The 13,473-nt window shown below is 49.2% G+C and carries 8 protein-coding genes; all 8 read right to left on the reverse strand.

What is annotated here, in order from left to right; genetic code table 11:
* Positions 1-2 precede the first annotated feature (2 nt).
* Positions 3-1,400, reverse strand: coding sequence for a GntR family transcriptional regulator (locus WMO65_RS14415; protein ID WP_103732304.1), 1,398 nt, complete (start codon positions 1,398-1,400; stop codon positions 3-5).
* Between the two features lie 218 nt (positions 1,401-1,618).
* Positions 1,619-3,103, reverse strand: a complete 1,485-nt coding sequence (gene pdxR / locus WMO65_RS14420; protein WP_033139758.1) for a MocR-like pyridoxine biosynthesis transcription factor PdxR — start codon at positions 3,101-3,103, stop codon at positions 1,619-1,621.
* A 49-nt stretch (positions 3,104-3,152) separates the two neighbouring features.
* On the reverse strand, positions 3,153-4,826 hold the full coding sequence (locus tag WMO65_RS14425) for a glutamine--tRNA ligase/YqeY domain fusion protein (RefSeq protein WP_033139759.1): 1,674 nt from the start codon (positions 4,824-4,826) through the stop codon (positions 3,153-3,155).
* A 214-nt stretch (positions 4,827-5,040) separates the two neighbouring features.
* On the reverse strand, positions 5,041-8,034 hold the full coding sequence (ygfK, locus tag WMO65_RS14430) for a putative selenate reductase subunit YgfK (protein WP_148393461.1): 2,994 nt from the start codon (positions 8,032-8,034) through the stop codon (positions 5,041-5,043).
* A 23-nt stretch (positions 8,035-8,057) separates the two neighbouring features.
* Positions 8,058-9,392 (reverse strand): putative aminohydrolase SsnA, encoded by a 1,335-nt coding sequence (ssnA, locus tag WMO65_RS14435; protein ID WP_033139761.1) that lies wholly within the window; start codon positions 9,390-9,392, stop codon positions 8,058-8,060.
* A gap of 215 nt (positions 9,393-9,607) precedes the next feature.
* Positions 9,608-10,060 carry a PaaI family thioesterase gene (locus WMO65_RS14440; protein ID WP_033139762.1) on the reverse strand — a complete coding sequence of 151 codons (453 nt, stop codon included), beginning with the start codon at positions 10,058-10,060 and terminating at the stop codon, positions 9,608-9,610.
* A gap of 8 nt (positions 10,061-10,068) precedes the next feature.
* A complete protein-coding gene (locus WMO65_RS14445) occupies positions 10,069-12,147 on the reverse strand; it encodes a PTS sugar transporter subunit IIC/EAL domain-containing protein (RefSeq protein ID WP_148393462.1) in 2,079 nt (692 codons plus the stop codon).
* A 156-nt stretch (positions 12,148-12,303) separates the two neighbouring features.
* Positions 12,304-13,038, reverse strand: coding sequence for a tRNA pseudouridine(38-40) synthase TruA (truA, locus tag WMO65_RS14450; protein ID WP_033139764.1), 735 nt, complete (start codon positions 13,036-13,038; stop codon positions 12,304-12,306).
* Positions 13,039-13,473 lie beyond the last annotated feature (435 nt).

A 13,473-nucleotide genomic window follows, 5' to 3' on the forward strand; every position in this document is an offset into this window, starting at 1 on the left:
CCTCACCTCAAATTATGGCAGGCCGGAATTCCAAAATGTGCGTTGAAAAATTCCATTCTGCTTTCTATAAAAATCTGCCATGCATCTGCAAAGTCATACAGACGGCCGGCGCGCAGATATTTTTCCGACAGTTCCAGCACTGCCTCAGGACTTGGGGGAAGCTGACCTGATTTCATCATCACTGCAGACAGAATATATCCCCATGTGATCAGTTCCCTTAATTTTCTGCAGCATTCCCGGATCATGGGTGACGGGCACTCCCGGATGATAAAGCTCAGTAACACATCCATACAGAGAATGCTGCTCTTTGTCCCCCTGACCTTACCCAGTTCCCGCAGAAATTCTTCACCTCTTTGCTGCGGCGATGACTCCAGGGTAAACAGCAAGATACCCCTGACCGTCAGGGCCAGGATCTGAAGGCTCTCGCCATGCAGACGCAGACTTTCCCGGATCTCCGCTGCATTCCAGTTAAAATCCGTATTTCCAAGGCATACCTCTGTGCCGATCCCCATATGTGACTTTGTCACTCCCAGGGATTCCAGCAAAACCAATGTGCGGCGCACTGTGCTCAGTGACACATGATACAGTTCTGCCATCTTAGGCTGTGAAGGCAGATAACTGCCCATGGAATAACGCCCGGAAAAAATCTCACGGATAATAACAGAAGCCAGCGTATACCTCACCTGAGGGCGCTGGCGGTAGATATCCCAATGAAACGGAATCTGACCGATATTTTCCAGATGATACTTTTCACGCGCACGTTCAATAAAATCCAGTACTTCTTCTTCAGCATTGACATACCGGTACCCGGATTGGGAATCCTGACTGCCTGCTGTTTGTTCCGCTAATATTTCCTCCGCACAGTTTCTGGGATTTGACCGGTTCTGCGGGTAAAGAAAATTCACATAGCGCAGACACTGCCAGTAAAGATTCAGCATGAGGGCATTGTCAAAAACACGAAGGGTATCAATACAGAGCTTTACCGGTATGGGTATGGCGCCGGACACGACAGCGTTATGTCTGCTGTTTTCCTCCTCTGCCGCTTTCCTGTCCAGTCTGCGCAGACCGGCCTCCCAAAGAGGCAGAAATAAAATCTTTCCCGCCCGGGCAATATCCCGGATTCCATCCCTGCGGGGCACAAAATAATCCGCGGCATTTTTTTCAAACTCCTCACTCGTTCCTCTGTATACCACCTCTGCGGCCCTGCGCTCCTCGGTTACGATATAACCTTTTTCCTCCAGCTTGGCAAGCGCCGCCCGGACTGTATTCCGCCCCACCTGAAATGTAGAACAAATCACGGAAACCGATGATAGGGAATCTCCGTATTTATAATATCCGAACAGAATACGGGATTCATAATACTCATAAATCAACTCGTAAAGCCCTTTGTCTTTTTTCATATTTTTCTCCTAAAAGAAATCATCTCAGATTCGGCGAAAACAACCCTGTTCATGTTGGTCAATATCATAATCTTACCATAACTGACATTATTATGCAATGTCAGACAAGAAGCTTTATGTATCTGCATGGACACAGATATACGAATTATTTATCTGTTAAGTTCACCGGCAAAAATAGGGCAGCCATCCGGCTGCTGCCCGCCGAATGACTGCCCTATTCAAATTTCCGTGCCGCTCCAGGCGGCTGTAAGCCTTTTTATCCCCTCCTCCAGGTCTTCCTCCGGCATGGTGGCATACCCCAGAAGGACAGTGGACTGCATGGGCGGCGTCTGCCCGCTGACCAGAAATTCAGACAGGCCGTAGACCCTGACACCCAAACGGGCCGCTTTTTCCACGGCCTCCTGTTCAGACAAGCCGTTTTTTAACTGTACCAGAAGATGTACGCCAGCGTGTTCGCCGAAATACGTGCACACATTTCCCATGCTGTCCTTCAGCCAGCGCAGAAGCAGGTCATGTTTTCCTTTGTAAAGGCTGCGCATTCTGTTCAAATGCCGCTCATAATGGCCTTCTCTGAGAAAACGCTCCAGTATTTTCTGGTCCGCCCTGGATACGGTGACAGAGAAAGGATTTTCTCCGCTCAGATACCGCCTCATAAGCTTTTTTGGAAGTACCATATAACTGATTCGGATGGAGGGAGCTATGGATTTTGAGAAGGTTCCAAGATAAATGACACGCTCCTCCTTGTCAAATCCCTGTAAAGCAGGTATGGGTTTTCCCTTATAACGGAACTCACTGTCATAGTCATCCTCTATGATATAGCGCTCCCCCCTCCCTGCCCATTTGAGCAGAGAGAGGCGGCGTTTCAGGGGCATGACCGTGCCCATGGGGAACTGATGGGAGGGCATGACATATACCATGTCCGCCCCGGTTTGCTCCAGATCTTTCACATCAATTCCCTGTTCATCCTGATTTACGACACACCGTTCAAATCCCATATGCCCAAAATCATGCCAGGCACTTCTGTATGTAGGATTTTCCATGGCGATCCTTCTGTCACGTCCAAGGATCGTGCACAGAAGCATCAGCAGATAATCGTTCCCCGCCCCCACAAGGATCTGCTCCGGTTCGCAGTGGACACCTCTCGCCCGGTAAAGATACTCTGCGATGGCTTCCCGAAGGGACAGTTCCCCGCAGGGATCGCCCAGCGCAAAGAGTGAATCCTGCGCATCTGTCAGTACCTGCCGTGACAATCTGCGCCAGGCATTGTGAGGAAAGCTGCCGGGGGCGATTCCGTTCAGAGCAAAATCATATACAAACCCATCCCTGTCTTTGAAAGATTCCCGGTCCGCCTGCCTTTTCGTTTCGTGCAGTCTGCCTTCTAACGCACCTTCCTGTGATGCACCGCTTCCCGCGTCCGTCTGCTCCTGTCTTCTGCCAGTGCCGTAATAAAGCCCTTCAATGTCGCATACATAATACCCCTTGCACGGAACCGCTTCAATATATCCTTCCGACACAAGCTGATCATAGGCCAGATCCACTGTACTCCTACTCACTGCCAAATTTCCCGCAAGTGCACGGGAGGACGGCAGCCGCACACCTGCGGCCAGCCGTCCTTCCTGGATTTCCTGTTTAAAATATTCACATATCTGTTCGTACAAAGGCGCATCAGCCTTTGTATCCAGTGAAATGATCAAATCGTTCATTCTTTTCTCTCACACTCATGGCCCATAGAAAATATGACGGACATAATTTCTATAATTTAAAGGAGCTCTTCAAAGACACGATCCTGTTAAATACCGGTTCTCCCGGTTTGGAATCGTGGCAGTCTGCGCAGAAGAAACCGTTTCTCACAAACTGGAAGCTGTCATATGCCTCCGCCTGGGCAAGTGCCGGTTCCACATAGCAGTCTTTCAGCACAACCAGGGAATTGGGGTTCAGATTCAGGCTTCCGTCCTCTTTGTTGTACACACCTTTCTCCTCATCCACAATGTTCTCATAGAGACGGCACTCCACATTCACTGCAGTTTTCTGCGCTACCCAGTGAATGGTTCCCTTAACTTTTCTTCCGTCCGGGGAATTTCCGCCCTTAGACTCAGGGTCATAGGTACAGTGTACCACTGTGATATTGCCGTTCTCGTCTTTTTCAAAACCGGTGCATTTTACAAAATAAGCGTTCATCAGGCGCACTTCATTGTCCGGATAGAGACGTTTGTATTTCTTCGGCGGCACTTCCATGAAGTCCTCACGCTCAATATACAGTTCTCTTCCGAAAGGCACTTTTCTGCTGCCAAGCTCAGGATTTTCCATGTTGTTGGCAACATCCAGATACTCGATCTGGTCTTCCGGATAATTGTCAATGACCAGCTTCAGCGGGTCCAACACTGCCATCATACGGGGCTTTTTCATCTTCAAATCCTCGCGGATGCAGTACTCCAGCATCGCGTAATCTACAGAGCTGTTTGCCTTTGACACTCCGCAGAGATCCACAAACATTTTGATGGATTCCGGGGTAAATCCGCGTCTTCTCAACGCCGCAATGGACACCAGACGGGGGTCATCCCATCCGTCCACAATGCCGTCCTCAACCAGTTTTTTAATATAACGCTTGCCTGTCACCACATTGGTCAGGTACAGCTTTGCAAATTCAATCTGTTTCGGCGGATGGGGATATTCAAGCTCCCTTACCACCCAGTCATACAGGGGGCGGTGGTCCTCAAATTCCAGGGTACAGATGGAATGTGTCACGCCCTCAATGGCATCCTCAATGGGATGAGCAAAGTCATACATGGGATAAATGCACCATTTGTCGCCTGTATTGTGATGTGTCATGTGGGCCACACGGTAGATGACCGGGTCTCTCATATTGATGTTCGGGGAAGCCATATCAATCTTAGCCCGGAGCACTTTGCTTCCGTCCTCAAACTCCCCGTTTTTCATGCGCTCAAACAGGTCCAGGTTCTCCTCCACACTTCTGTCTCTGTATGGGCTTTCCTTTCCCGGCTCTGTGAGGGTTCCGCGGTATTCACGGATCTGCTCTGCAGTCAGATCACAGACAAACGCTTTTCCTTTTTTGATCAGCTTTACCGCTGCCTCATACATCTGTTCAAAATAATCGGAGGCAAAATACAGACGGTCCTCCCAGTCTGCGCCCAGCCATTTGATATCCGCCTTGATGGATTCCACAAACTCCACCTTTTCTTTTGTGGGGTTGGTATCGTCAAAACGCATGTTGAACTTTCCATGGTATTTCTGTGCCAGGCCATAGTTGAGCAGGATTGATTTTGCATGGCCGATATGCAGATAACCGTTGGGTTCCGGCGGGAAACGGGTACAGATCTCCTCGTATTTTCCTTCCTCCAGATCCTTGTCAATAATCTGTTCAATAAAGTTTTTAGAAACGGTTTCTTTTGCTGTTTCCTTTTCCACTTACAGTTCCTCCATCATCTATCATTTATGGTAATTTTTTGTCTAAGAAATATACTACCATAAAAATGGCATTTTTCAAAGGCTTTCTATTAAAAAATTTAGAAAGGCAAGTGTTGGGATACTGTTCACACGTCACTGTCCCGCAAGGTGTTTTCAGGCCGGTGCCCGGCCTAAACCGCAGCACCGGCCTGAAACCGGACCTTTATTTTCCGTATTACGGAATCATGTACCCGTAATCGGTTATGACTGCATCCATGATTTTTCTAAGCCCAGCCGGAACCGCGGGATTCTCATCATCCAGAAGGATTTCCACCGGTCCGCCGAAGAGGCGTACTTTTACACGTTTCTCTTCCCTGTCCAGAACTGTAAAACCATTATTCTCACTGTCTTGCATATCCGCTTCATTGGCAAACAGGGTAAATTTATCCTTATACGGAGCGCTTGCGTACGGACAGAATGTCTTACAGTTGCCGCACTCGTTACACATGTAATCCACATGGACGATCTGGCGCATAGCCATTCCCGGCACTTTCACCGCCACATTGGCCCTGTTTGGACATACATCTGTACAGTTTTCGCAGACTGCCGCGCAGTTCAGGCATCTGCCGCTTTCTTCTGCCGGTTCCCTCTCACTGTCCAGTATACCCTTTTTGCTGTAACAGGATTCCTCACAGCCGTCCTTTTTAAGCTCAGAGACAACTGCTTTTTGAAGAAATGCCGCTGCTGCCTTCTGGGCATCCCGGATTCCCTCCACTACGGTTGCAGGACCGCCAAGTCCGTCGCCGATCACGTAGACACCGCTTGAGGCTTCCAGTGTCCTGCTGTCAGCCACAACCTTTCCCCTGTTGTCAAGAGGAAGTCCGTTTGCCTGATAGAGCTCCGTGTCCACACGCTCTCCTACGGCTGCTATGACGGTATCCGCAGGTACTGTTTCCGTCTCACCGGTCTCCTCCACAGAGGCCCTTCCGGAAGCGTCCATAGCGCCAAGCTTCATCTTCCTGCACAGCAGTTTTCCATCCTCCACGGATACAGGGGACAGCAGTTCACGAAATTCAATGCCTTCCTCCTGCACAAGTGTCAGTTCCTCCGCGTCTGCAGGCATATAGCGTCTTGTTCTTCTGTATACCAGATATACATGCTCCACGCCTTTGGTGCGCTTTGCGGCTCTGGCTGTGTCCATGGCTGTGTTGCCTCCGCCGATGACCACCACATGCTTTCCAAGGTCCACATTGCCGTCTTTTGCCTTGAATTCTTTCAGGAATTCAGCGGCATCCAACGGTGTTTTGTTCTCCAGTTCTAATAGTCCGGGTTTTCCTGCTCCTGCCGCGAAAAATACAGCGTCAAAGCCCTGGTCTTTCAACTCTTTGACAGAAGTTATCTCTTTTCCAAACTCCACCTTTACACCCATTTTGCGGATGATGGCAGCGTCTTTTTCTATGGCCTCTTTTGTAATCCTGAAATCAGGAATCACGTGTGCAACCACGCCGCCCAGAGCCTTTTCTTTTTCAAATATGGTCACATCCGCGCCGCCTCTTGCCAGGAAATACGCTGCCGCCATACCGGAGGGGCCGCCGCCGATGACTGCCGCTTTTCTGCCGTCTGTCTTCCCGGGCACAGCCAGCTTCTCCATCACTGCATCGTATGCTTTTTCGGCTGCCTCCAACTTCACATTTCTGATATGAACCGGATCCTCATAGAAGTTCCTGGTACATTTGCTCATGCAGTTGTGGGCACAGATAGTTCCTGTGATGAAAGGAAGCGGATTCTTGTCGAGGATCACCTCCAGAGCCTCCTCATACTTACCTGCAGAAGCCAGTTCCATATAATTGCTCACATCCTGATGGATGGGACATCCCGCCTCGCAGGGTGCCATAAAGCAGTCCATAAGGGGAACACTGTCTTTTACCTTGCGGTTTGGAAGGGGCTTAATGGGTTTTACATGGTGCACATCACGTTTTGCATCCTCGGCAAGCTTTGTGACTGCCTCCACATCAATTCCCGCAAACGGCTTCAGGCCTTCTTCTGCCAGCAGTTTTGCCATCTGCGCACTGCGGTTGTATCCGCCCGGTTTTAAGAGGGTGGTAGCCACTGTCACAGGCCAGATGCCGGCTCCTACGATTCTGGATATATTGTAGTAATCCGCGCCGCCGGAATAAGCGATCCGCAGACGTCCGTCAAATTCCTTCGCAAGCTTTGCAGCCAGGGAAATAGACAGGGGGAACAGTGCCTTGCCGGACATATACATCTCCTCGCTTGGCAGCTCCTCTCTTGTCACATCCACCGGGAAGGTGTTGGTTATCTTCACGCCAAAGGACAGTCCCAGATCTTCGGACAGCTTCATAAGCCTTGTGAACATGGGCACAGCATCCGCGTACTGCAGGTCATCCTTAAAGTGGAAGTCCCCGAACATCATATAGTCATATCCCATCTCATCCATAGTCTTTCTGGCAAATTCGTATCCCAGAAGGGTTGGATTACATTTTACAAAGGTATTGATATGTTTTTCCGTGAGCAGATAGTTGGCTATGCTCTCGATCTCATGAGGCGGACATCCGTGAAGGGTGGAAATGGTGGCGGAATTGCAGATATCCTCCGGTATGGACTCCACGTCCTCTTTCGTGTAATGTTCAAATTTTTCTATGTTTTCCAGCAGCCAGTTCCTGCACTCCGCAAATGTGGCATCCTGTCCTGCATGCATCATGGTATCAATGAAATGGTTGATCTTTTCGGATTTGATGCCTGCCAGGTCATAGCCCACACTGATGTTGAACTGGAACCCGTCCTGGGCACCCAGGCCGAACTCTTTTGCCATTACATGCAGGGCAAACCAGGCCTTAATATACTCGCTCATGGCATCCGGTACGGTGAGCTCTGTGGACCATTCGCAGTTATAGCCTTCATCCTCAGCCAGAATACAGGGTTTGTTCACACAGGCGGAAAGCTCTGCCCCGTCCATGATCTGCACAGTCTTCAGCTCAAAGAAACGGCTTCCCGTATAATACGCTGCAATGATATTCTGCGCAAGCTGCGTGTGGGGGCCGGCTGCCGGACCGATGGGAGTCTCCAGATTCCTGCCGAAAATCTCCGCTTTTTCCTCTCCTGCCACGTACTTTTTATGTGTTCCGAATACTGTTTTACCCGCCTTTTTCTCTTCCAGAACCCAATCCATGATCTGGGAAAACGGCATACATGTCATCTTATCGCCCATAATAAAAACCTCCCATAAATCCCTTATCTTCCATTAATAGAATCTGCTAATTTCTTCGCTTCTTCCCTGCATTTTGCCATTACTTCCGCTTCATCCGCCACTAAGACTTCCCTGTCTTTCATAAGGATCTTTCCGTTGCAGACTGTGGTATTTACCTGTCTTCCGCTCATGCCGAACAGTACATGGCTGTTGATATTTCCTGCGTGCATAGGGGTGAGCGGATCGTAATCCATAACGATCACATCTGCTGCTGCGCCCTCTTTCAGCACGCCCAGGTCTTTCTTAAAATAGCGTCCCGCGATTTGCGCATTGCCTTCAAAGAGCATTTTGGGAACCTCTCCCCATGCTGCGTTGGGGTCGCAGAGGTGATGTTTGTGAAGGACATTTGCCACCTTATAGGACTCCAGCATATCATGGGTATAGCCGTCTGTGCCAAGGCCGGTCAGGATTCCCTTCTCCACGATCTTCATGGTTGGCGGGCATCCGCAGGCATTTCCCATGTTGGATTCCGGGTTATGTACGACCATGGTGTCCGTCTCTTTTAAGAGATCCATCTCATGCTCATTGATATAAATGCAGTGCCCGAGAAGTGTCTTCTCTCCCAGAATGCCGCAGTCCATCAGACGGTCCACGATTCTCTTTCCGTAGTGTTTCAGGCAGTGATGCAGGTCCTCGATTCCCTCTGCCACATGGATGTGATAACCGACCCCGTCCGGCTTATGAGCTGCTGCCATCTCCATAGTCTCATTGGAGATGGTGAAGGATGCGTGCATACCCATCATGCCTGCGATCATATCGCTGTCATCTGCCAGAGCATAGCGTGCAAACCTCTCATTTTCCAGTACGGATTCACGGGCCTTTTCCATCCCGTCCCTGTCTGAGATCTCATAGCAGAGGCAGGTGCGGATTCCCAGGTCTTTTGCCGCCTCACTGATGGTAAACAGACTGTCAGGTATCCGACAGAAACTGGCATGATGGTCAAATACGGTGGTCACACCATTTTTAATACTGTCCAGATATGTGGCATAAGCACTGTATTTTGTCCCCTCCAAGGTCAGATGGCGGTCAATGGTCCACCACATGCCGTCCAGGATATCCAGAAAACCGTGGGGATCATAACCGTCAATGGACAGGCCCCTGGCAAACGCGCTGTAAATATGCTCATGGGCATTGATAAATGCCGGCATGATCACACCGCCCTTTGCATCCACATATTCAGCATCGGGAAATTCCTTTTTAAGCTCAGCTTCTTCCCCTGCCTTTTTCACCACATTGCCGTCCAGAACTACTGCCCCGTGTTCAAAAAAAGGCGCCTGGTCATCTCTTGTCACAAGTCTTCCGTTCCCAATCATTAACATAGTTTTACCTCCTTGCGCATTCCATACTTGATAAGTATTCTGCATTTCCCATATTCATTAACTCTAGTTTATCATCACCGTGAAGTAATAGCAAGTGTTTTTCTAAAAATTTTTGAGGTATCACAAATTTTTTTGTATTTCTTTGTAAATCCTTATTTTTTCCGCAAAAAAGCCACCCCGAATCTCCTCTTACGGATATCCGTGATGGCTTTTTATCAGTCTCTCTGGAGCATAAAATTTACCATGGCTGATGCCAGAAGTTTTCCTGTCTTCTCAGAGCGGCATTCTGTATGTATATTGGCCAGATGTTTTCCGATCCTGTCTGCTTTTGCCGTCACCAGAAGTGCGTCTTCCCTGGTTCCGGGAAGCAGATAATTGATATTCAGATTGATGGTGGGTGTCACTGCACATCCGGTCAAATTACGTGTAAGCGCACCGCTGGTGGTATCCACAGCCGCAGCTATGAGCCCTCCGTGCATGGTGGACATGTGGTTCAGCTCCCATTCCTGCACCGGATAGCGCAGAGTCAGGGAACGCTCGGCCGCACTGCAGGAATGAAACTCCAGACCCATCCGGCAGTATAGATGTTCCGGATTCTTTGGGTACATTTTTTCTATATCGTGCTGAATTTCTGTCTCCATTTTCTTCTGCTTTTCTTCTGTTGTCATATTACTGTTTATCCTTTCTTTTCCAGCAGCAGTTCTTCCAGCCTGACAAGAGGAACTGCCGGGCTGTACAGATATCCCTGGTACAGACAGCACCCCATGCTTTCCAAAAGGCTGCGGATCTCCTCTGTCTCCACATATTCGGCCATCACCACAAAATCCAGGTTCCTGCCGAGAGAGATGATGGAAGATACGATTTCCTGATTTCTTTTGTTCTCCACTATGCCTCTGACCAGACCGCCGTCCAGCTTGATGGCATAAAAACTGTTGTGCTGCAGGTATTTCAGGCTGGTCCGGCCCATGCTGAAGTCATCCACAGCAGCCAGGATACCTGCTGCCTTCAGCCTGCTGATGTGATAGGGAATCTCCTCCATTTTGTCCACAGCAGATTCCTCTGTGATCTCCAGACAGTAATGTCCCGCCACGCCGTATGTCTCTGCCATTCGTATGACCTTCTCCACAAACCGCGGTGAGTTAAGCTGTTCTGCCGTTATATTGGCTGAAATGGTGACAGGTTCGCCAAGATTCAGAAGTCTGCTGCACGCCTTCATGGAAGTCTCTATGACACACTCCGTCAGCCGGTCAAAAAAACCGTCCTCCTGTGCAAGCGCCACAGCCAGAGGAGGGTAAACCGCCTCATCCATATAGCGCCAGCGCAGAAGCGCTTCTGCCCCTGCCATCCTGTTTCGGCAGTCATACTGGGGCTGGTATCCCATGGTCAGATTCTTCTCCTCCACATCAATGCGGAGCTGGGATGCCATATTTCTTGCCAGGATTCCCATACTGTCCCGGCGTTCCAGAAGGCTTACAGCCGCACCGGCTTCCTGATGCTCCTTCAGATACTCCGTTAACTCTTGCTGCAGCATTTCTGCCTGAAGCTTCCGCACCTGTTCGGAGACTTTTACAAAAGGCGTATAGATGGCTGTTCCGACAAACACGATCACCGCCTGCACCGCCGCACCCCGCCAGGAACCGGAGGACAGATATCCGCTGAAGAATACCGGTGTGGTCCAGGTCACAGTCTCTCCCAAAAGAGGCAGGAAACCGCTCACTGCAGCCCCGTAAGCGATCAGCAGGGAACACAGGGGTGTCAATATAAACGGAATGACCATGATCGGATTCAATACGATCGGGAGTCCGTACACGAGAATTTCATTGATGTTAAAAAAGACTGCCGGGGCTGCGGAACGGGCAAGCTGCCGGTTATCCCTGCTTCCGGCAAACAACAGCAGCGCTATCACAAGGCAGATGGAAGTACCACATCCGCCCATCAGCGCGAAATTGTCCAAAAAAGATTTTGATATGACAGCTCCTGAGACCGTATCATTTGGCACCAGATATGTCTGGGATACCTGTTCCAGGGCATTGCCACCGTGAATCCCAAAGGCCCACAGCAGGTCCAGCACCAGCACATAAAGTACACCCGCCCCCAGACCGTCATTTACATTGTGAAACAGATTTACAATAAAATTTGTGATCAGGTCATTCAGATTATCCGCCTTAAACACTGTTTTGATCAGCAGATTCAGCGCCACAAAAAGGAGTGTGCAGAACAAAAGCGGATAAATAGCGGAAAGGGAATTGCGGTAATCCACATCTGACCCGGCAGAACGAAACCGGAATGCCGGGGACAGCTTTTCACAGAAAAAATAAAAGATCCTGGTCGCCGCAATGGCGGCAAACATGGCCGTAAAAACTCCAACCGGCCCCAGATCGCTTAATTCCATGGAGCCGCTGGCAGCGCCAAAGGACACGGCAAAGCAGATGGCAGAGACCACCATTGCCATGACCTGAAGGAACTGGTCCCTGTCTTTCATGGTCGCTGCATAATAATAACTGATACTCATCACAAGGTAAATGGACATAAAACCAACGGTGGCATCAAAGAGAAAACTCAGTATCTGATGCAGGACACCCCCTGCCCATTTCTCAATAAACGTCTGAAACACAGGCACCGGAAAACTTCTGAAAAGCAGGGCAAAAGCCCCCACCAGCAGGGCGGGGATCAGAAGCGTAAACCCCTTCCGGACGGAGGAGATGATGCTGTTATTCTCTATTCTGTAGATTATCCTCAATACTTTTCCATACATAACCGGCCCCCTCTGTTACCCCGTATAAAACCGGGGACGAAACAATATTGCCATACATTTTATTTTACATGCCTTACTCGTCTTTTGCAATCTAAAATCTCTTTGTTTTCCTTACTTTCCCTCTTCCAAAATATACCGGCAGCCGCCTTGTGACCATCAATACTCTACCTCAAGAAGCGTCAGCCCCTGGGCGGGCGCTGTAAATCCGGCCGCACCTCTGTCACAGGCTGACAAAATCCCTTTCATTTCCTCCGGCTTTCTGGTTCCTCTTCCTGCCTCGATCAGGGTACCTGTAAGGATCCGCACCATGTTGTAGAGAAATCCGTCTCCGGTGTATGTGATCCTCAGTTCATTCGGCAAAGATTCCACTCGTATACTGTATATAGTCCGTACTGTGGACTTTTTCATTTTCTTATTGGAGCAGAAGCTTTTAAAATCATGGGTGCCTGTCAGCAGCTCTGCCGCTGCTTTTATGGCATCCACATCAAATTCCTCATGCAGGGGGCACTGGTATTTTCTCTCAAATACATTTTTGTGATGGCCTGTTGCTATTCTGTACTGATAGACTTTTTTCTTTGCCAGAAGGCGGCTGTGGAAGCGCTCCTGCACCTGGGTGACTTTATAAATTTCAATATCCTCCGGAAGATAGCGGTTCAGGTATGCGCAGATCTCCTCACAGTTTTTCTCTGTATCCATATGCACATTAGCCACCTGGCCTTTTGCGTGTACGCCTGCATCTGTTCTTCCCGCGCCGTCGATCTGAACAGGTGCATCCAGCATCCTGGACAGGACTTCTTCGATTTTCCCCTGAATGGTATTGCCCGTTGTCTTCTGCCTCTGCCAGCCCTCATAGCGCGTTCCGTCATACTGTATATCCAGTCTGTAATTCATTTTCCATCCCTCTTTCCGAATAAAGTTTCCTTTCGTATCTGTCTATTCTATCAGACATCCCATCCGGCGAAAAGAGATATTTTTCGATTTTGCCTATTGACAAATCCGCTTTCACCAACTATAGTGATAAACATAAAATAAATCATGTAACAGCGAAACCGTAGAATAAGAGTAGTAGATATCCAGGTTTTATTGATAACGGCAGGTCATGCTGCCGGCAGAGAGTCTTAAAGTGGTGGGATTAAGATAATAAAACGGATGTTGAATGGACTTATGAGGTCGGGAAGAAAGGAATTTTCTGAGTAATGCCCGACGGGATGTTCACCCGTTATCAAGGAACCGTGTATGAAAGTACATGAACAGAGTGGATGATTGATTCATCAAGCCGGGTGGTACCGCAGAAGACTGTATAACAAGCTTCTGTCCCTGCAGAAA

It is taken from the genome of Blautia caccae (assembly GCF_040095955.1).
Classification (GTDB): Bacteria; Bacillota; Clostridia; order Lachnospirales; family Lachnospiraceae; genus Blautia; species Blautia celeris.

What these genes read in the sequence shown, in the direction of transcription:
- WMO65_RS14415 (WP_103732304.1), bottom strand. Translation starts at nt 1,400, where the DNA reads ATGAAAAAAGACAAAGGGCTTTACGAGTTGATTTATGAGTATTATGAA.
- pdxR (WP_033139758.1), bottom strand. Translation starts at nt 3,103, where the DNA reads ATGAACGATTTGATCATTTCACTGGATACAAAGGCTGATGCGCCTTTG.
- ygfK (WP_148393461.1), bottom strand. Translation starts at nt 8,034, where the DNA reads ATGGGCGATAAGATGACATGTATGCCGTTTTCCCAGATCATGGATTGG.
- ssnA (WP_033139761.1), bottom strand. Translation starts at nt 9,392, where the DNA reads ATGTTAATGATTGGGAACGGAAGACTTGTGACAAGAGATGACCAGGCG.
- WMO65_RS14440 (WP_033139762.1), bottom strand. Translation starts at nt 10,060, where the DNA reads ATGACAACAGAAGAAAAGCAGAAGAAAATGGAGACAGAAATTCAGCAC.
- WMO65_RS14445 (WP_148393462.1), bottom strand. Translation starts at nt 12,147, where the DNA reads ATGTATGGAAAAGTATTGAGGATAATCTACAGAATAGAGAATAACAGC.
- truA (WP_033139764.1), bottom strand. Translation starts at nt 13,038, where the DNA reads ATGAATTACAGACTGGATATACAGTATGACGGAACGCGCTATGAGGGC.